The following is a 19,351-nucleotide window of genomic DNA, read 5'->3' on the forward strand; positions in this document are numbered from 1 at the left end:
CGGAATGCCCTCCACCGCTCGCTCCGGTCCGTTGAGCGCGCTCGCTCGGGGTCGCCGCTTCAGGGCGCTCGCGCTCTTCGTCTCGAATCTCCTCCCGCTCGCGGGCGTCGTCGCGCTCGGCTGGAACGCGGCCGCGCTGATGACGCTGTACTGGTTCGAACTCGGAATCGCCTCGCTCTGGGCCCTCGTCCGCGCGCTGTTCGCCGGCCGACCGTCCGAGATCGAGCGCACCGCGCTGATCGCCGGGCCGCTCGCGAGCCGCCGCGCCGCGCTCTCCGTCCCTCGCACGGGAGTTCAGATCCGTCTCTCATCGCTGCTCGTGCTCCCGGTCATCGCTCCGATACTCTGTGCCGTCTGGCTGTTCGTCGGGGGACTCACGGTGGGCGTCGTCGCCGACGGCGGCCTCTCGCCGGACGCGCTCGACACCGTGACCCTCGCGGTCCTCGCCGTCTTCGTCGGCGAGGGAGCGACGACGCTCGCCGAGTACTTCGCCGGCGGCGAGTACCGCGACCACAGCGCGCAGACGGCCGTTCGCGGCGTGTTCGTCCACGCCGGAGCCGTGTTCTTCGCCGCGCTGTTCACCGTCGCGCTCGTCGGTGCGGCGACGCTCGACGGGGACGCGCCGATATCGGCGCTCGATCCCGGCGCGGTCGGCCTCCCCCTCCTGCTCGGCGTGATCGGGTTGAAGGCCGCCGTCGACCTCGCGGGGCTGTACCGCGACCGGCTCGACGCGTTCGACGAGTCGCAGGCGTTGGACCTCGGGTTCTCGTACGACCCGCCGACCACCGACTCGGTCCACAGCTCCCTCGACGGTCCGGTCGATGCGGTCCGTCTCCCCCGGCGCTCGCGGTTCGCCGGGGCGCTCGCGACGGTCTCCGTCCACCCGGGGCTGTGGTGGCTCGCCGCTGTCCCCGCGTTCGTCGCGGCGCTGTTCGCGATCGGCGGCGACTGGACGACCGTCACCGTCCTCTCGGTCGTCGCCGTCGCAGTCCCGCTCTCTCTCGCCGCGGTCGACCACGAGCTCCGGCACGGTCTCGTTGCGTACCGCGCCGGCGACGACGCGCTCGTCGCCCGCGACCGCCTGTTCGGTGCGACGCTGTGGCGCGTCGAGTCGTGGGATGAGACTGGCTTGCGCGTGGAACGGACGTGGCTCGACCGCCGGCTCGGCACCGAGACGGTCGTGATCGAACTCCGCGACGAGGAGCACCGGGTCCCGGGGCTGTCGGACCCGGACACGGTGCTCGCGGTGTTCGATCGGCGCGCCGATCGACCGGACGACTGACTTCGCGTCGCCCTCGGGTCCGCTATCGATATCGATACCCGAACCCGAACGCCTAATTACGCCCGCGGCGGCCGTGGGGACATGGTCGCCACGCTGCCGGACCTCCTGCGACTGCTCGTCGTCCCCGTCTTCGCGTGGGCGGCGCTGCGGGACGTCCGGACCCGACGCCTCCCGAACCGGATCTGGCCGCCGCTGTACGCGTTCGGGGCGCTGCTGTTGGTCTGGGAGGTGGCGTCGATATGGCCGATCGCCGGGATAGAAGAGACGCGGTTCGCCGTCCAGGTCGCGATCAGCCTCCTGTTCGTCGCGCCGCTGGGCTACGCGTTCTGGTTCCTCGGCGCGTTCGGCGGGGCGGACGCGAAGGCGCTGATCGCGCTCGCGATTCTCTTTCCCACCTTCCCGGAGTACGCCGTCGCCGGCGCGGAACTCCCGCTCGTCGAGACCCAGATCGGCGTGTTCTCGCTCACGGTCCTCACGAACACGGTGCTGCTCGGGCTCGCGTACCCCCTCGGCCTCGCCGCGGTGAACCTCGCGCGCGGCGAGCGCTCCGCGAACATGTTCCTCGCCCGCCCGGTGGCGACGGAGTCGCTGTCGGACCGCCACGGTCGGCTCTTCGAGGACGACGACGGGGAGACCCGGAGCGGGCTGGACCTGGACGCGCTCCGGATGTACCTCCGGTGGCGCGGACTGCGGCTCGCCGACGTCCGCGCCGACCCGGGCCGCCTCCGCGACCCGGAGAGCGTGGGCGAGACGTTCGAGCCGACCGACGGCGGGACGCACGTCGGCCCCCTGACCGACGGTGGGACCGCGGCCGACTCGGACGTCGAGGCCGCCTCGCAGTCGGGTCTCGGACCGGCGGCGTTCGACGACCCGTGGGCCGCCGAGCGGTTCCTCGCCGAGATCGACCACGGCGCGTACGGCACCGACGCCGAGACGCTCCGCGGCGGACTGGCGGTCGTCGCCCGGAAGGACCGCGTGCTGGTGTCGCCCGGCATGCCGTTCGTCGTCCCGATGGCGGTCGGGCTGGTCGTCGCGCTGACGCACGGCGACGCGCTGTTCGCGCTGCTCGGCGTCGTCGGACTGGTCTGAGAGAACCCCGCGGGACGGTCGTCGCGCGGCGCCGCCAGCTCCCGGCGCTGTCAGCTCCCGGCCCGGAGGTCCCCGACCGTGAGCACGCGGGTCCCGACGGGCCGTTTCACGAACTCGCCGATCTCTCGGCCGAGCAGTTCGCTGACCCCGCGCTGGGCCGACACGTCGAGGAGGCGCTGATCGATCCGGCCGTCGACGACGACCGTGTGCGGCGCCGTCTCGGCCGCCTCGACCGCGTCGAAGGCGTCGGCGGCGTCGACCTCCGCGAGGACGCCGCGGTCGTCGCCGAGCAAGCGGGCGCGGTCGCTCCCCGAGTCGACGACCTCCTGTACGTGCTCCTCGATCGATCGCGGCTCGTCGTCGACGGGGGCGTCGTCTGACGGTTCGGCCGGCTCCTCGTCGGTCTCCGTCCCCGACCCCTCGTCGGTCTCCGTCATCGGCTCCTCGTCGGTCTCCGTCATCGGCTCCTCGCCGGGTTTCGTCCCCGACCCCTCGCTGGTCTCCGCCCCCGACTCCGCTTCGGCCGTCTCCGCGGACCCGTCGTCCGCCGGTTCGGTGGCCGTCGCCTCGGCGTCGACGACGTCGACCTCGACAGAGTCGGCGCCCCCGTCGTCCCCCGCGGTCGCGGGGTGCTTCTCGACGGCCTCGACCAGGGCGCTCTCCGTCTCGTCGTTGGCCGCACCGGCCACGACGCCGTCGGTCTCCGGACCCTCGGGGTCGGGCGAACCGGGGTCGGAGGCGTCGGGGCCCGGCGTCTCGGACCCGCCGTCCTCCGCGTCGCCGCCGGTCCCTCGACCCGCGTCGTCCTCCCCGACGCCCTCTCGCCCGGCACCGCCGGCGTTCTCGCGTTCCACGTCCCCGGGACCCTCGTCGTCCGCGGCCGCCTCGCGGAGGTTGGGCTCGTCGGCGAGGGTGTCGTACGGGACCTTCCCGCGGAGCGACTCGAAGACGGCGTTGCGGTCGAGGTCCTCGACCGACTCGCCGGGCGGCGCGAACGCGACGTAGTCGACGTCGCCCACCTGCGCGAGTTCGCGGAGGATGAGCTCGCCCCCGCGGTCGCCGTCGAGGAAGGCGGTGACGGTCCGGTCGGCGGTGAGCTCGGCCACCGCGTCCGGGACGTTCGTCCCCTCGACGGCGACCGCGTTCTTAATTCCGCACTCGAGCAGCGTGAGCACGTCCGCGCGCCCCTCGACGACGATGACGGCGTCGGAGTCGCCGACGCGGGGGCCGGCCGGGAGCCCCTCGTAGTCGACGATCCCCTCGACGCGGGCGGCCTCGCGGACCTCCTCGAGGATGTCGTCGCTCGCGAGGCTCGTCTCCTCGAAGCCGCCGGCGATCAGCTCCTTGGCGCGCTCGACGACCTCGCGGCGCTTCGCCGCCCGCACGTCCTCGATGCTCGTCACCTCCACGGAGGCCTGGCAGGGACCGATGCGGTCGATCGTCTCCAAGGCCGCCGCGAGGATCGCCGTCTCGACTTTGTCGAGGCTCGACGCGACGGTGACCTCGCCGAACGACTGCCCGTTCTCGGACTGGACGGAGACGTCGATCCGGCCGACCCGCGACGACTCCTGGAGGTCGCGGAGGTCCAGCTCCTCGCCGAGGAGCCCCTCCGTCTGGCCGAACACCGCGCCGACGACGTCGCTGCGCTCGACGACGCCGTCCGCCGCGATGGTGGCGTGTATCAGGTATTTCTCTGTGTCTTTCATGATGGTGAATGGTGATGATCGGGCGGCGTCGCCGCCCGTGCGCTGTTGTGCGCGTCGCCGAAAATAGTTATCGCACCCGCCTCCGTCGAGGCCCTTTGAAGAAATATATTCTACAAAAGCCAATATCGAACTCTTTTGGTAAGATTTATCCGTTCAAAGTAGTTATAGTTCGACATGAGGAGACCTCGGAGAGATATCGTGTGGATTCCGACGTTCGCACTGCTCGTCGCGTTCGCGGTGCCGTGGCCGCTGTGGGGCGTCGACCGCGTCGTCGCCGGGCTGCCGGTGTGGATCTGGTGGCACGTCGCGTGGCTCGGCCTGTGTACGGTCCTGTTCTCCCGGTTCGCTCGGAGCGGCGCGTGGGAGCGCGGGATGGGGCTCCGCCCCGGCGGAGACGGCGACGACCGGGCCGCGGGCGGCGACGCGGGGGCCCCCGCCGCCGGGGGTGAGCGGCCGTGACGCTCGGGCTCTCGCTCGGGATCGTCGTCGGCTACCTCTTCCTCGCGCTCGCGGTGGGCCTCGTCGCCTACCGCGTCTCCGAGACGACGGCCGAGGACTACTACCTGGCCAGCCGGTCGATCGGGACGGTGGTCCTGCTTTTCACCACCTTCGCCACGCTGCTGTCGGCGTTCACCTTCTTCGGCGGCCCGAACCTCGCGTTCGCCGCCGGCCCGGAGTGGCTGATCGTGATGGGGACGCTGGACGGCGTGCTGTTCGCGGTGCTGTGGTACGCGATCGGCTACAAGCAGTGGCTGATCGGGAACCGCAACGGCTACGTGACGCTCGGGGAGATGCTCGGCGACCGCTTCGGCTCGACGGGCCTCCGCGCGCTCGTCGCCGGCGTGAGCCTCCTCTGGCTGTTCCCGTACGTCATGCTCCAGCAGATGGGCGCCGGCGAGGCGCTCGTCGGGCTCACGAACGGCGTCGTCCCCTACTGGGGCGGCGCGGCGCTCATCACGGCGTTCATGATCCTCTACGTCGTCCTCGCCGGGATGCGCGGGGTCGCGTGGACGGACACGATTCAGGGGCTGTTCATGCTCTCCGTCGTCTGGGTCGCCGCGGTCTGGGTGGTATCCGCCGTCGGCGGCGTCGGCGCGGCCACCGGCGCGATGCTCGACGCTCGGCCCGACTTCGGGTCGTTCGGCGGCGGGACCTACTCCGTCGGGTTCATCGTCTCCACGGCGATCACCATCGCGTTCGGCGTGACGATGTTCCCGCAGATCAACCAGCGGTTCTTCGTCGCGAAGTCGGGCGAGACGCTGAAGCGGTCGTTCGCGCTGTGGCCCGTGCTCGTCCTCCTGCTGTTCGTCCCCGCGTTCATGCTCGGCGCGTGGGCGGCCGGGATGCCGGTCGACGTGCCGGAGGGCGCGAACGTGCTCCCGGTCGTGCTGAACGAGTACACGCCGGCGTGGTTCGCGGCGCTCGTGATCGCCGGCGCGATGGCCGCGATGATGTCCTCGTCGGACTCGATGCTCCTCTCGGGGTCGTCGTACTTCACCCGGGACCTCTACCGGCCCGTCGTCAACGCCGACGCCTCCGAGCGACGCGAGGCGTGGGTCGCCCGGATCGGCGTCGCCGCCTTCGCGCTGCTGGCGTTCGCCGCGAGCCTCTTCCGGCCCGGCACCCTGATCGAGGTCGGCAGCACCGCCTTCTCCGGGTTCGCGCTGCTCGCCCTCCCGGTTATCTGCGCGCTCTACTGGGAGCGGACCACCCGCACCGGGATGATCGTCGGCGTGCTCGTCCCGCAGCTCGCGTACCTCGCGGTGGTGCTGTCGGCGGTCGTCGGCTTCGTCCCGACGCTCCCCCGCACAGTCGCCGGCGGGTGGGACGTCGCGCTCGGGCTGATGGCGCTCTCGGCGCTCCTCACCGTCGGCGTCTCGCTCCTCACCGCGCCCAGCGCGGAGGGCGACGCCTCGCGGTTCGCGGTCGCCGGGGACTGAGTCCGATCGGGGAGAAAGAGCGCGCGGCGGCCGGCTACTCGGACGCCTCCGACTTCTGCACCTTTGAGACGACGACGTCCCAGTCGGGGTGGTCGGGCCCGTTCCGGCAGTCCCACCCGCCTTCGACGTCGACGCCCTCGTCGTGCGCCTCGCGGAGCAGCGTCTGCAGTTCGTCGCGGAACTCCGCCTCAGCCGTCGGCGCGTCGTCGCCGGTGCTCATGCGGGTCGCGCCCCGTCGCGTTCGACGGGCGAGGCCGTCGCCCGATCGGATCGCGTCAGAGGCGTTCCCGGTTCCGGACCGAAAACAAACGGATCGAGGGTAGCGCCGCTTTCACTAACATACATGCGTGGATCGAACCGCCCGAGTCGGTTCAACTACACTACTGATAGTACAGTAGCTATTTATAATGACGGGCCGTCGGCGGCGCGGCGTGGGGCTCGCAGACGCGTCCCGCGATCACCCGAACCCTGATATACCAAGCTCTCCTTCTTTAAGGGGCAATCAAGAACGGATCACCGGAGCCAACTGATGAGTGTAATCGTGGAGTTCCGCGTCCCGTCCGGCGATTTCGAACTCGGTCAGATCCTCTCCGTCGAAGAGGACTCCACCGTCGAGCTCGAGACGCTCGTCCCGCTCGGCGAGACCTCGGTCCCGCTGTTCTGGGTCCGCAACTCCACCCGCGAGTCGTTCGTCGAGAGCGTCCAGCGGCACTCGTCGGTCGAGGAGGCCACGCCGGTCGACGCGTTCGAGGACCGGACGCTGTTCACCCTCGACTGGAACGCGAACCAGGACCGCCTCGTCAGCGCCGTGCAGGCGAACGACGGACAGATGTTGAGCGCCGTCGGGTCGGCGGCGTCGTGGACGTTCGAGGTTCGGTTCCCGACCCACGAGGCGCTCAGCGCCTTCTCGACCAGCTGCGGGGACGCCGGGATCGATCCGGAGGTCACCCGCGTCTACAACCCGTCGGATCCGGACGTGCAGCCGTGGTACGGACTCACCAAGCCGCAGCTCGAAGCGCTCACGCTCGCGATCGAGATGGGGTATTACGACATCCCGCGCGGCTGTACGACGAAGGAACTCGCCGACGAGCTGGGCATCTCCGACCAGGCCGTCACCGAACGACTCCGGCGCGCGATCACGGCACTGGTCACTTACACACTCCCGATCGACGGCGAGAGCCGGTGATACCGGTCGCCGAAAGTCAAAAGACCGTTTGCCACCGACTGCGGGTATGAACGAGCCCGGCACCGAGGGCGCGCTGTTGGACCAGGAAGCGCTCCACGATCGGCTCGACGACGCGCCCGGGTGGCTGCGGGAGCACTACCGGACCTTCCGCGAGTCGATGCTCGGCGAGCGCGACGGCTCGCCGTTCCCCTGCTACTTCGGCATCGAAGTCGAGCGCGAGGGCGACCTGCTGTACGCCGCCTGCGAGTCGACGACCGACCCCGCCGCGCTCCTCCGGTTCCGCGACGTCCTCTTGGAGTACCTCGACACCTACGAGGACCACGCCGACCGCGCTCCCCTCGCCGTCTTCTTCCGACCGCCCGACGGCGACCGGGGCGAGGCGCACTACCACGAGCGGCTGTGGCACGTCCTCGAGTTCCTCCACGTCCACGACCCGGAGCCGTGGCCGGAGGAGATCCCGACGGACCCTGACACCCCGCGCTGGGAGTTCTGTTTCGGCGGCGAGCCGCTGTTTCCGACCTCCCGAGCGCCCTTCTACGACGAGCGGAAGAGCCGCTACTCGCCCGTCGGGCTGGAGATCACCGTCCAGCCGCGCGCCGTCTTCGAGGGGATCACCGCCGACACGGAGGCCGGCGAACAGGCGCGGGAGGCGATCCGCGGGCGCATGGAGGAGTACGACGGCGTCTGTCCCCACGCCGACCTCGGCGACTGGGGCGTCGAGGGCGACCGCGAGTGGACGCAGTACCTGTTCCGCGAGGACGACGCGGCGAGCCCCGACGCCTGTCCGCTGACGCCGACCCGGGAGCACCCGAAAGCGCCCGAGGCGCTGCTGGAACCGGGCGCCTGGCGCCGGTTCGCGGAGTCGCCGCCCTCGGAGAGCGCCTCCGGGTCCGACGCGGACGCGGCCGTCACCTCGGGGCTCGACGATGACTGAGGCGGACGTCGCCGACTCGGCCCGCTCGGAGGGCGGCTCCGCGCCCCCCGACGACGCGGTCCTCCTGCTGATCGACTTCCAGGTCGGCTTCGACGAGCCGGGGTGGGGCGAGCGCAACAACCCCGACGCGGAGGCGGTCGCGGGCGCGCTCCTCGACCGGTGGCGCGCGGCCGACCGCCCGGTCGCGCACGTCCGACACGCCTCGACGGAGCCGGACTCGCCGCTCCGCCCCGACGCCCCGGGGTTCGCGTGGAAGTCAGAGACGGCGCCCGCCGAGGGCGAACCGACCTTCGAGAAGTCGGTCAACGGCGCGTTCCTCGACTCGGGGCTCGACGCGTGGCTCCGCGAGACGGACCACGAGTCGCTCGTCGTCTGCGGGCTCACCACCGACCACTGCGTCTCGACGACGACCCGCGAGGCCGAGAACCGCGGCTACGACGTGCGCGTCGTCGCCGACGCGACGGCGACCCACGCCCGCGAGGGGTACGACGGAGAGGCGATCGGCGCCGACACGTCCCACCGCGTCGCGCTCGCGCATCTCGACGGGGAGTTCGCGACCGTCGTCGAGGCCGAGGACCTCCGATAGGCTCCGCCCCGTCAGTTTCCGGTCGGTTCCGATCCGGTCAGTCGTCCGCGGTCCCCGCGGCCCCGCCCTCGCCGTCGTCTCTCGCGCGGTCCGCGGCGTTCGCGAACATCCCCCGCCGCGTCGTGTACGCGAAGTACGCGCCCAGCCCGAGGAACCCGACGACGTTCGAGACGGCGACCGCCCAGAACACGGCCTCGACGCCCCAGCCGAGTCCCGGCGCGACGGCGACGCCGAACGCCCCGAACGTCGCCGTCGCGGGCACGGCGGCGACCGCGATCGGGAACCGGATCCCCCAGTACTTGAGAACGTCGGCGGCGAGCGAGGTCCGGGTGCGCGAGGCGCCGTTGAATCCGGCGAGCAGCGTGTAGGTCCCGCCGAGCGCCCAGTAGGAGACCGCGAGCAGCCGCAGGTACAGCACTGCGAGCGACCGTCCACCCGGCGTGAGGTCGGGGGCGAGGAGGTCGACGACCCCGCCGGCGACCGCGAACTGGACGGCGCCGAGCGCGAGGAACGCGCCGACGATTATCCCGGTTCCGACCGTCGCGGTGCGTCGGGCGCGGCGCGGGGCGTCCGCGCCGAGGTTCTGGCCGATCATCGACTGAGCGGCCTGTTGGGTCCCGAGCGCGGGGACGACCGCGAGGGTCGCGACGCGCGCGCCGACCGTGTACGCCGCGACCCCGGCCGCGCCGCCGGCGACCGCGACGAGGCTCACGACCAGCACGCGCACCAGTTCGGTCGCGCCGCGCTGGCCGCCCAGCAGGAGCCCGACGGAAACGATCTCGCGGAGGTCGCCGGCGTCGACGGCGAGGGCGTCTCGGGTGAGCCGGAACGTGTCGCGACCGATCCCGGCCGCGTACGCGAGGACGTGAACCAGCCCGGCGACGCCCGCGAGCACCGTTCCGAGCGCCGCGCCCTCGACGCCGAGCGCGGGGAGTGGGCCGAGCCCGAATATCAGCGTCGGCGCCGCGACGAGGTTGACGAGGACGCTCGCGACGCTCACGTTGAGGACGGCCCGTGTGTCGCCGTAGGCGGTGAAGCAGTTCTCGACGGTGTCGCCCACCGCGCCGACCGGGAGGACCGCGGCGATTATCGCGAGGTAGGCGGCCGTGGTGCCGGCGAGCGCTGGGTCGGCCCCGAGGAACCGCACCAGCTCCTCGGCGTAGAGGGCGACGGGGACCGCGACGGCCGCCGTGACCGCGAGGGCGACGAGGCCGCCGTTGACCGCGACGCGACGGGCCCCCGCGTCGTCACCGCCGCCGGCCCGCTGTGCGACGAGGAGCTGCGTGCCGACCGCGGCGACGACGACGACCGCGCCGAGGAGCGACTGGATCGGGAGGCTGAGCCCGACAGCCGCGACCGCGTCCTCGCTCACGCGGCCGAGCCAGAACGTGTCGACGAGGGCGTTGGCGACGTAAACGAGGTTCTGCGCGACGAGCGGGGCCGCGAGCAGCAGGAGCACCCGCCCCACCGGCCCGTCGGTGATCGCCTCATTGTCGACGTCGAACATCGGATAGTTCCGTATCTGGGGCCTCTAATAAAACGCTATTGGTGTCGGATACGATACGTTTTGTCCCCGGGTGAGCGGTGGTGAACTCGTCGGTGTGATCCTCACGTTTTTGCACTCGGCCGCCGTGGTTCGGGTATGCAACGCGGCCGTCGAAAGCCGGACTGGCTGAAGTCGCGGCCACCGTCCGGGTCCCGGTTCACGGAGATCAAGGAGCGCCTCCGCGAGCGCGACCTCCACACCGTCTGCGAGGAGGCCAACTGCCCGAACATGGGCGAGTGCTGGTCCGGCCGCGACGGCCCCGGCACCGCGACGTTCATGCTCATGGGCGACCGCTGCTCGCGGGGCTGTAACTTCTGTGACGTCGCGACGGGCGGGATGGAGCCGCTAGACCCCGAGGAGCCGGAGAACGTCGCCGAGGCCGTCACCGAGATCGGGCTCGACTACGTCGTCTTGACCTCCGTCGACCGCGACGACTTAGCGGACGGCGGCTCGGCGCACTTCGCCGAGACGATCCGCCAGATCAAGCGACGGGATCCGGAGGTCCTCGTCGAGACGCTGATCCCCGACTTCCAGGGGGACCCGGCGGCGATCGACCGGATCGTCGACGCGGGGCCGGACGTGCTCGCGCACAACGTCGAGACGGTCGAGCGCCTCCAGTGGCCCGTTCGCGACCGCCGCGCCGACTACGAGCAGTCGCTCGCGGTGCTCGACCGCGTCGACCGAACGTCCGACGTGCACACGAAGACGAGCCTCATGCTCGGGGTCGGCGAGTACGCCCACGAGGTGTACCGGACGCTCGGCGACCTCAGCGAGGTCGGCGTCGACGTCGTCACCTTCGGGCAGTACCTCCGGCCGTCGCGCTCGCACCTCGACGTGTTCGACTACGTCCACCCGGACGCCTTCGAGACGTGGCGCGCGGTCGCGGAGGAGGAGTTCGACTTCCTCTACTGCGCCTCGGGGCCGATGGTCCGCTCGTCGTACAAGGCCGGCGAGCTGTTCGTCGAGGCGCTGCTCCGCGAGGGCCGCTCGCCCGAGGACGCCCGGCGGCACGCGCGCGCCGCCGGTGGCGACTGATCGAGACGACCCGACCGACGGACGCACCCGAACGACCGGTTCTTCGCTCCGGAACGACCCCCGAGCGAGCCGCGCCCGTCTCCCTCTGAACCGGCCGGCCTGCGAGGCCAGAGGTCCCCGATAGCGATACTGTCTAAAATTCGGCACGATCGACGCGAAACGCGCCCCGAGCGCCGGTAGAAGTTATATACCTTATATGAGAGTTATTGACAGGACTTGTGTAGGAGTTGACAGGGATATACTTATCAGAGAGGGGTCTATATGAGTGGGTATGTCATACCACAAACGACGGCGTGACGTGTTGAAGACTGTCGGTGTCGCTGGCGCGGTCGGACTCGCCGGCTGTGCGGGCGGGGACGGCGGCGACGGGAGCGACGGCGGAGACGGCGGCGACGGCGACGACGGCGACGACGGGATGGACGGCGACGATGGCAGCGATGGCAGCGATGGCGGAGACGGGGGCGACGGTGGCAGCGGCAGTCCGGATCTGCTCGTCGTCATCGGGTACCCGGAGAGCGGAATTCAGCTGTTCCGCGACTATTACGCCGCGTCCGACGGGGCGGAGGACATCCTCATCCCCGACGGGCTTCAGGACCCATCGTTACCCGGGCAGGTCGGCAACGACATGAACAACGTCACCGGGACCGCGCCGGCGGCCGGCGGGCCGAACCAGGAGGCGTTCGCGAGCCTGTATCAGGACACGTACGACGAGACGCCCGGCGTGTTCACCTCGCAGTCGTACGACTCCGCGGCGGCGCTGATCCTGGCGAACGTCGCGGCGGGGGAGAACAACGGGACCGCGATCCGCGACCAGCTCCGTCGCATCGCCAACCCCGACGGCACCGCGTACGGGCCCGGGGAGTTCATCGCCGCCGTCGAGGCGGCCGCGAACGGCGAGAACATCAACTACCAGGGCGCGTCGAGCGCGGTCAACTTCGATCAGAACGGCGACCCGGCGTCGGCGGCCTACCAGATCTGGGAGTTCGCCGGACAGGGCGCTGACTCCGTCGACGTCCAGGAGACGCAGAACTTCGAGGGCGAGAACCCCGACGGGGCGGGTCCCTCCGCCGACTCGTCGCCGGGCGGGTTCGGTCGCGAAGTGAGCGTCGGAATCCTGCTGCCCGAGACCGGCGACCTGGCGTCGACGGGTCAGCCGATGATCCGCGCGGCCGAGATCCCGGCCCAGCAGGTGAACGAGTCCGATCTCGACCTCACCGTGAACGCCCAGTTCGAGGACACGAACACCTCCCCTGACCAGGGGATCACCGGAGCCGAGTCACTGATCAGTTCGGGGGTTCCCGCCGTGTGCGGAACCGCCTCTTCCGGCGTGAACGTCCCGGTCTGTACGGAGACGCTCATCCCGAACGAGGTCGTCGGCTGCTCGCCGTCCAGTACCGCGCTGTCGGTGACGAACCTCGAGGACGACGACTACATCTTCCGGACCGCTCCGAGCGACCAGCTCCAGGGCCGGGTCATGGCGCAGGTCGCCTCCGAGCGGATCGGCGCCTCGACCGCCGCGACGCTGTACGTCAACAACGACTACGGCCAGCAGCTCTCCAACCGGTTCAGCAGCGTGTTCGAGGACACCTTCGACGGCGAGGTGTACGACCAGATCAGCTTCAACATCGGATCGTCGTCGTACTCCAACGTCGTCGAACAGGCGCTCACCAGCGGGAACTGACCGCGATCGGAACCGACGCGTCACCGAGTGGCCGGCCGAGCGCTCTCGTTTTTTCAGACGACCCGACCGAGAAGCGGCGCGGTTCGCACGCGCAACGCTCTCGCGAGCGACGCGACGCTTCCGCGCCTTCCGATCCGTCTCAGAAAAAACAGTCCGCGGACCGACGGTCGGGACGCGACGGGACCGACTACCCGCCAAGGAACTCCCGGCGGACCTCCTCGTCGTTCAGCAGCGCGGTCCCCTCGTCCTCGAACCGGTTCTGCCCGTTCGCGAGCACGTAGCCGCGGTCGCAGCGTCGGAGCGCCTCCTTGGCGTTCTGCTCGACCATCAGGACCGCCGTGCCCGTCTCGTTGATCTCGTCGATCTTGTCGAACATCTCGTCGACGAGGTCGGGCGCGAGCCCCGCGCTCGGCTCGTCGAGCAGCAGGAGCTCGGGGTCGAGCATCAGCGCCCGCCCCATCGCGAGCATCTGTCGCTGACCGCCGCTCAGCGTTCCGGCCCGCTGGTGTTTCCGCTCTTCGAGGATCGGGAACCGGTCGTACACCATCCTGAGCTCTTCTTGGGGGACCTCGTCGAGGATGTACGCGCCCATCTCTAAGTTCTCCTCGACATCGAGCTCCGCGAAGACGTTCTCGCTCTGGGGAACGTACCCCAACCCCTTGTGGATCACGTCCTCGGGCTTCGTCCCGCTGATGTCCTCGTCGTCGAACGTCACCGTGCCGCCCATATGCGTCGTCAGTCCGAACACCGACTTCATCACGGTCGACTTGCCGGCCCCGTTCGGGCCGACGATGGTGACGTACTCCTCGCCGTCGACGTCGAGGTCGACGTCGGTGAGGATCTGGAGGTCGCCGTAGCCGGCGTCCAACTCGCGGACCTCGAGCAAGCTCATACCTCTCCCCCGAGGTACGCCTCGATGACCTCCTCGCTCTCTTTGATCTCCGTCGGCGTCCCGTCTTTCAGGATCCGCCCCTGGTGCATGACGATGACCCGCTCGCAGTTGTTCATGATGAGGTCCATGTCGTGTTCCACGATGAGGAAGGTGTACCCGCGATCGCGCAGCTCGTGGATGTGCTCGAGCAGCCGCTTCTCGAGCGTCGGGTTGACGCCCGCGAACGGCTCGTCGAGGAGCAGCACGTCGGGGTCGGTCAGGAGCGCCCGCGCCATCTCCAGCAGCTTCCGCTGGCCGCCGGAGAGGTTGCCGGCGTACTCCTGTGCGAGGTGGTCGATCTCGAAGAAGTCGAGCACCTCCCAGACGCGTTCGAGCTGCTCGGTCTCCTGCTCGCGTACCGAGCCGCGAGTGACCGGCATGACCGACCGCCACAGCGACTCGCCGACCTGTCCCTTCGGCGCGAGCATCATGTTCTCGAGGACCGTCATCTCCTCCAGCTCACGGGCGATCTGGAACGTCCGCGCGAGCCCGCGGTTCGCGATCTCGTGCGGCTGCAGGCCCGTGATGTCCTCGCCGTTGAACAGGACCGTTCCCTCGGTGGGGTCGAGCATCCCCGTGATGAGGTTGAACGTCGTCGACTTTCCGGCGCCGTTCGGTCCGATGAGTCCGGTGAGCGTCCCCTCCTCCACGTCGAAGCTGACGTCGTCGACGGCGGTGATCCCGCCGAATTCCTTCCGGAGCCCTTCGACTTCGAGGGGCGCGTACCGGCCGCCGTCGTCCCCGCTCGGGACGTCGGCCTCGCTGCCCATCACCTCGGTCAGATCGGCGTCCGGCGACGACCCGTCGCCGGCGGGGTCGCCCGCCTCGGACGACTCCGCTCTGTCCATTGCCCCCGCTTCTTCGACCGAATTCGACTCGCTCGCGGCGGATTCGTCGGTCTCGCTCATCGCTCCTCACCCCCGTCGGCGGCCGCCGGCTTCTCGCTCGGGGTGCCGCTTCCCGGCCGGGCGAGGTCGACGCTCGACGCGGTCTCCTTGCGGTGGCCGAGCAGCCCCTCCGGCCGGTTGTGCATCAGCCAGATCAGCACCACGCCCATGATCACCAGCCGCAGCTGGCTGACGCTGTCGAGCGTGTACAGGACGAACGGCATCGGGTCGAGCGAGGCGAACCCCGCCATCGCCTCGCCGAAGTTCCGCGGGGCGTTGCCCAGTTCGAATGCCGTCTCCACGAGATTCTTGACGTACCGGGGGCCTTGGTACAACACGCCGGCGAAGATCGCGCCGCCGAGGAAGCTCCCGGTGTTCGATCCCGCGCCGCCGATGATCAGTGCGATCCAGATAAAGAAGGTGATGTTCGGTCGGAACGACGGCGGCGTGACACTCCCGCGGGCAGAGTACCAGAGGATCCCGCCGAGCCCCATCAGCGCGGTCCCGAGTACGAACGCCGTGAGCTTGAACCGGTCGGTGTCTTTCCCCAGCGCGTTCGCGACGTCCTCGTCCTCGCGGATCGCCTTCAAAACGCGTCCGAACGGCGACTTCCCGGTGCGGGAGAGCAGTAGGTAAAACAGCCCGACGCCGATGAGAAGCAGGATCCCGTAGAGGAGTCCGTCGAGCACCGGCTTGGGGTTGTTCGAAATGAATTTCGCCTGAACGAACGAGACGAAGCCGAGGTACGGCTCCCAGAGGAACAGGCCCCGAAGCAGTGCCTCGAGCGGGTTCGTGTAGTTCAAGATGAGTCCGCCTCCGCCGCCGAGGCCGACCGTGTCGGCCGTCGGGTCGAAGGTGAACAGCCAGAGATCGATGGTGTCCGGTACCGTGAACGTCTGGAACGTCCGCGACATCATCGTGAACCGGATGATCTCCGAGAACGCCACCGTGACGATCGCGAGGTAGTCGGCTCGGAGTCGGAGCGCGGGCAGCGCCACGAGAAGCCCGAACAGGCCCGCCATCACCACGCCGGCGGTGACGCCGACGAACAGCGGGAGTCCGAACCCGCCGACCTGCGCGGCGCCCCCCGCCACCGGCGGCTTCGAGACCAGCGCAGTCGTGTAGATACCGATTCCCATGAAGCCGACGATACCGATGTTGAACAGTCCGGTGTACCCCCAGTGGAGGTTCAACGCCAGCGCGAGCATGCCGAACACGCCGATGTAGAACGTGAGGTTCGCGATCGAATTCAGCTGTCCCCGGAGCCCGTATCCGAACGCGACTCCGGCGACGATGTACGCCAGGTAGAGGGCGCCGAGGACGGCGAGGACGAGCGTCACGTCCCGCTCGAAGAGCCCCTCGAACCGCCCGCGGAGGTCGTTGACACTCATGCCGTCGTCCTCCCGCTGAAGATGCCTTCAGGCTTGAACAGTAGGATCACGATCATCACCAGGAACGCGGCCGCACGGCCGAACGCCGATGGTATCCAGATCACGGAGACGGAAGCGGTCAGTCCGATGATGATCCCGCCGCCGATCGCGCCGTAGATCGATCCGATTCCGCCGAGGATGACCGCGGCGAACACGAGCAGCAGCAGCAGCCATCCGTCGTTGAAGCCGAGCGTCCCCTTCCAGAGGATGAACATGTACCCCGCGACGCCCGTGAGCCCGGCGCCGACGATCCACGTCGTGCGGATGACCTGTTCGGTCGGGATCCCGGTGATCCGCGCGAGGTCCTCGTTGTCGGACATCGCGCGCATCGCCTTCCCGAGCTTCGTCCGCTGGAGCAGCAGGTGAACCCCCAGCATGAGGCCGCCCGCGACGACCACGAGCGCGGCGTCGTGGGCCGTCACCCGGAACGTCCCGTCGATCGCCGGCACGCTCACGCGCGGGACCGACCCCGCCGCCGTCGTTCCCCGGACGCCGGCCCCGAAAACGAACTGGAGCAGGTACCGGAGCGCGAACGCGACGCCGATGCTGGTGATCAGCAGCGCGATACCGCTCTCGTCGCGGATCGGCCGGTAGACGAACCGGTCGATCAGCAGCGCGAGCGCGATCGTGGCGACGCCGGCGACGAGGGCCCCGACGACGACGGCGACCGGCGCGGTCGTGACCCCGATGCCGAGCGCACCGCCGAACACCGACCCGCCCGCGCCGACGAGCAGGAGCGCGCCGACGCTGTTCTCGCCGATCCCGGCGATGAGGTAGCTGGTCGCCATCCCGGCGAACGCCCCGCTGGTCAGGTAGTCGCCGTGCGCGAAGTTCGCGAAGTTGAGAATGCTGTACGTCATCGAGAGTCCGATACCCGCCAGACCGATGATCAGCCCCCGGAGTAACCCGTCCCAGATCAGGGACGCGAGGCTGCTGATCTGGATCCCCCCAGTCAGGAGCCCGGACACGAGCGACCACGCCATCCACAGGGCCACGAGCAGGACCCCGATGGCGAGCGGTTCCTCGCTGAGGGTTCGGCGGTATCGGACGTACGTTTCAGAGACACTCACGTGATAACACTCCTCATCATAGCGTATGAATCAACCTATAAGACGTTTTCTACCCAAAACCGGCCGACGTATGCCGTGTTTAGACACATAAGTAGTGTCTGAGGAATATAACCACGTGCACGATCGACTCCCGCAGACGCGGCCCCCTCGACCGGTCACCGCGGGCCCATCGGTCACCGATAGTCGAGGCAGCGACGGAAAACGGTGTGAACGCGGCGAGAAAGACGGTGTGAACGCGAAGCGAAAAACGGTGTGAACGCGGCGAGAAAGACGGTGTCAACGCGGCGAGGCCGACCCGATGGTCGAAGGGGCCGCCTCTCGACCGCGGGCTTCCTCTCGGCTCGTCGCCCGATGCGCCCTGAGTCAGTACCCCTGCGCATTGCCGTCCTTCCGGGGCTCGGTGGCGGCCGAGAGGACCCCGTCCTCGTTGCGGACGATCTGCGCGCCGCCGAACTGGACCGGCGAGAGCGTTCTGACGTCGTGGTCCTTCCGAACCAGCTTCGCGGTGACGTCGTCGTCGAAGTGCGGCTCGACGCCCAACTCGCCGCTCTCGCGGTACCGCCACCGCGGCTCGTCGAGGGCGCGCTGGAGCGGCATGTCGTAGTCGACGACGTTCGATATCACCTGCACGTGCCCCTGTGGCTGCATATACCCGCCCATCACGCCGAAGGCGGCCCAGTCGTCCTCGCCGAGGCGAACGATCGCGGGGACCAGCGTGTGGAACGGGCGCTTACCGGGTTCGAGGCTGTTCGGGTGCTCGGGGTCGAGCGAGAAGGACGCGCCGCGGTTCTGGAGGGCGATCCCCGTCTCGCCCGCGACGAGCCCGGAGCCGAAGCCGGCGAACCGCGAGTTGATGTAGGAGACGACGTTCCCCTCGTCGTCGGCGACGGTGAGCAGCACCGTGTCGGCGTCCTCGGCGTCGGCGTTCGGTACGCCGAACGAGACGTCGTGGTCGGCCGTGGGCCCGACGCCGGCCGCCCGCTCCGCCGCCCAGTCGGCCGACCCGAGCGGCGGGATCTCCTCGTACTCGGGGTCGGCGATGTAACGGTGGCCGTCGTGAAAGGCCAGCTTCAACGCCTCGGCGAAGTAGTGGACGCGGTCGGCGGTGTCGTAGCCGTGCTCGCCGGCGCCGAGCTCGCTCGCGATGTTGAGCGCCTCCAACGCGATGAGCCCCTGGTTGTTCGGCGGGAGCTCGTACACCTCGGCGCCGTTGTACGTCGTCGAGATCGGGTCGGGCCACTCGACCTCGAAGTCGGCGAGGTCGTCCACGGTCATGAACCCGCCCTGCGACTGGATCTCCCCGGCGATCTCCTCGGCGATCTCCCCCTCGTACACCACGTCTGCGCCGTGCTCCGCGACCTTCTCCATCGACTCGCCGAGCCGCGGGAGCGTGACCGTCTCGCCGACCGCGGGCGCCTCGCCGTCGAACAGGAACGCCTCCCGGGCGTGGTCGTCGGTGAACAGCTCCTCGGCGCCGGCCCAGTAGGACGCGATGACCTCGGAGACGGGGTACCCCTCGGTGGCGTATCGGATGGCCGGTTCGAGGGCGTCGGCGAGGGTGAGCCGCCCGAGCTCCTCGATCGTCGCCTCCCAGCCCCGGGCCGTGCCCGGAACCGTGACCGCGTGGGGACCGTAGAACGGCATGCCGGCCTCGTCGGTGTCGTCGACCGCGTAGCCGCCGTCGTCGGGGTAGTACGAGGAGACGTCGTCGGTCTCCCGCAGCGAGTCGCGGACGTTCTCGATCGTCGCGTCGGCGGGCGCGCCGCCGCAGGCGCGCATCGATCCCACCTCGCCGTCGGCCGTTCGGTACAGCGCGAAGACGTCGCCGCCGAGCCCCGTCGACGTCGGCTCGACGACGTTGAGCGCGGCCGCCGTCGCCACCGCCGCGTCGAACGCGTTCCCGCCCTCGCGAAGCGTTTCGATCCCGGCCTGGCTGGCGAGGGGCTGGCTGGTGGCGACGACGCCGCGCTGACCGTACACCGTCGATCGGCGAGAAGTGAACCGGTCCAAGTCTGGTTCCACACCCTCGATCCGGCGCCCCACATTAT

The 19,351-nt window shown here is 69.8% G+C and carries 17 protein-coding genes; 9 read left to right on the forward strand and 8 right to left on the reverse strand.

Annotation, left to right across the window (positions count from 1 at the left end; translation table 11 throughout):
- Positions 1-4: 4 nt before the first annotated feature.
- Entirely contained in the window at positions 5-1,282 is a 1,278-nt protein-coding gene (locus DJ75_RS06130) for a DUF6498-containing protein (RefSeq protein WP_094523517.1), read from the forward strand.
- Between the two features lie 81 nt (positions 1,283-1,363).
- Positions 1,364-2,371, forward strand: coding sequence for an A24 family peptidase (locus DJ75_RS06135; protein ID WP_094523519.1), 1,008 nt, complete (start codon positions 1,364-1,366; stop codon positions 2,369-2,371).
- A 50-nt stretch (positions 2,372-2,421) separates the two neighbouring features.
- Here the strand turns inward: DJ75_RS06135 and dnaG are convergent, their stop codons facing one another.
- Positions 2,422-4,077 (reverse strand): DNA primase DnaG, encoded by a 1,656-nt coding sequence (gene dnaG / locus DJ75_RS06140; protein ID WP_094523521.1) that lies wholly within the window; start codon positions 4,075-4,077, stop codon positions 2,422-2,424.
- A 174-nt stretch (positions 4,078-4,251) separates the two neighbouring features.
- On the opposite strand from dnaG, the gene DJ75_RS06145 reads away from it, so the two are divergent.
- Together DJ75_RS06145 and DJ75_RS06150 are read left to right on the forward strand one after the other, a co-directional pair.
- A complete protein-coding gene (locus tag DJ75_RS06145; RefSeq protein ID WP_094523523.1) occupies positions 4,252-4,536 on the forward strand; it encodes a hypothetical protein in 285 nt (94 codons plus the stop codon).
- The gene (locus DJ75_RS06150) at positions 4,533-6,017 is read left to right on the forward strand and encodes a sodium:solute symporter (RefSeq protein ID WP_094523525.1); all 1,485 of its coding nucleotides are present in this window, start codon (positions 4,533-4,535) and stop codon (positions 6,015-6,017) included. Before DJ75_RS06145 ends, DJ75_RS06150 begins: the two co-directional genes overlap by 4 nt.
- A 34-nt stretch (positions 6,018-6,051) precedes the next feature.
- Here the strand turns inward: DJ75_RS06150 and DJ75_RS06155 are convergent, their stop codons facing one another.
- A complete protein-coding gene (locus DJ75_RS06155; RefSeq protein WP_094523527.1) occupies positions 6,052-6,237 on the reverse strand; it encodes a hypothetical protein in 186 nt (61 codons plus the stop codon).
- Positions 6,238-6,546: 309 nt separating this feature from the next.
- Here DJ75_RS06155 and DJ75_RS06160 point away from each other — a divergent pair, with 309 nt between their 5' ends.
- From DJ75_RS06160 to DJ75_RS06170, 3 genes are read left to right on the forward strand one after another with little or no spacing between them, the layout of a single operon-like run.
- Positions 6,547-7,203 carry a helix-turn-helix domain-containing protein gene (locus DJ75_RS06160; RefSeq protein ID WP_094523529.1) on the forward strand — a complete coding sequence of 219 codons (657 nt, stop codon included), beginning with the start codon at positions 6,547-6,549 and terminating at the stop codon, positions 7,201-7,203.
- A gap of 46 nt (positions 7,204-7,249) precedes the next feature.
- Positions 7,250-8,137, forward strand: coding sequence for a YqcI/YcgG family protein (locus tag DJ75_RS06165; protein WP_094523531.1), 888 nt, complete (start codon positions 7,250-7,252; stop codon positions 8,135-8,137).
- Positions 8,130-8,723 carry a cysteine hydrolase family protein gene (locus DJ75_RS06170; RefSeq protein WP_094523533.1) on the forward strand — a complete coding sequence of 198 codons (594 nt, stop codon included), beginning with the start codon at positions 8,130-8,132 and terminating at the stop codon, positions 8,721-8,723. The genes DJ75_RS06165 and DJ75_RS06170 overlap by 8 nt, the downstream gene beginning before the upstream one ends.
- A 37-nt stretch (positions 8,724-8,760) precedes the next feature.
- Here DJ75_RS06170 and DJ75_RS06175 read toward each other — a convergent pair whose 3' ends face one another.
- On the reverse strand, positions 8,761-10,230 hold the full coding sequence (locus tag DJ75_RS06175) for an MATE family efflux transporter (RefSeq protein WP_094523535.1): 1,470 nt from the start codon (positions 10,228-10,230) through the stop codon (positions 8,761-8,763).
- 135 nt (positions 10,231-10,365) lie between these two features.
- On the opposite strand from DJ75_RS06175, the gene lipA reads away from it, so the two are divergent.
- Positions 10,366-11,304 (forward strand): lipoyl synthase, encoded by a 939-nt coding sequence (gene lipA, locus DJ75_RS06180; RefSeq protein WP_094523536.1) that lies wholly within the window; start codon positions 10,366-10,368, stop codon positions 11,302-11,304.
- Between the two features lie 271 nt (positions 11,305-11,575).
- Positions 11,576-12,985, forward strand: coding sequence for an ABC transporter substrate-binding protein (locus DJ75_RS06185; protein ID WP_094523538.1), 1,410 nt, complete (start codon positions 11,576-11,578; stop codon positions 12,983-12,985).
- Between the two features lie 187 nt (positions 12,986-13,172).
- Here DJ75_RS06185 and DJ75_RS06190 read toward each other — a convergent pair whose 3' ends face one another.
- The 5 genes from DJ75_RS06190 to ggt form a co-directional block, all read right to left on the reverse strand.
- Positions 13,173-13,877, reverse strand: coding sequence for an ABC transporter ATP-binding protein (locus DJ75_RS06190; protein WP_094523540.1), 705 nt, complete (start codon positions 13,875-13,877; stop codon positions 13,173-13,175).
- A complete protein-coding gene (locus DJ75_RS06195) occupies positions 13,874-14,686 on the reverse strand; it encodes an ABC transporter ATP-binding protein (RefSeq protein ID WP_094523700.1) in 813 nt (270 codons plus the stop codon). The genes DJ75_RS06190 and DJ75_RS06195 overlap by 4 nt, the downstream gene beginning before the upstream one ends.
- 134 nt (positions 14,687-14,820) lie before the next feature.
- Positions 14,821-16,194, reverse strand: coding sequence for a branched-chain amino acid ABC transporter permease (locus DJ75_RS06200; RefSeq protein ID WP_094523542.1), 1,374 nt, complete (start codon positions 16,192-16,194; stop codon positions 14,821-14,823).
- Positions 16,191-17,303, reverse strand: coding sequence for a branched-chain amino acid ABC transporter permease (locus DJ75_RS06205; protein ID WP_094523544.1), 1,113 nt, complete (start codon positions 17,301-17,303; stop codon positions 16,191-16,193). The genes DJ75_RS06200 and DJ75_RS06205 overlap by 4 nt, the downstream gene beginning before the upstream one ends.
- A 363-nt stretch (positions 17,304-17,666) precedes the next feature.
- Positions 17,667-19,325: a gamma-glutamyltransferase gene (ggt, locus tag DJ75_RS06210; protein ID WP_094523546.1), complete on the reverse strand. Its 1,659-nt coding sequence runs from the start codon at positions 19,323-19,325 to the stop codon at positions 17,667-17,669.
- Positions 19,326-19,351 lie beyond the last annotated feature (26 nt).

Source organism: Halorubrum sp. Eb13 (assembly GCF_002252895.1).
Lineage (GTDB): Archaea > Halobacteriota > Halobacteria > Halobacteriales > Haloferacaceae > Halorubrum.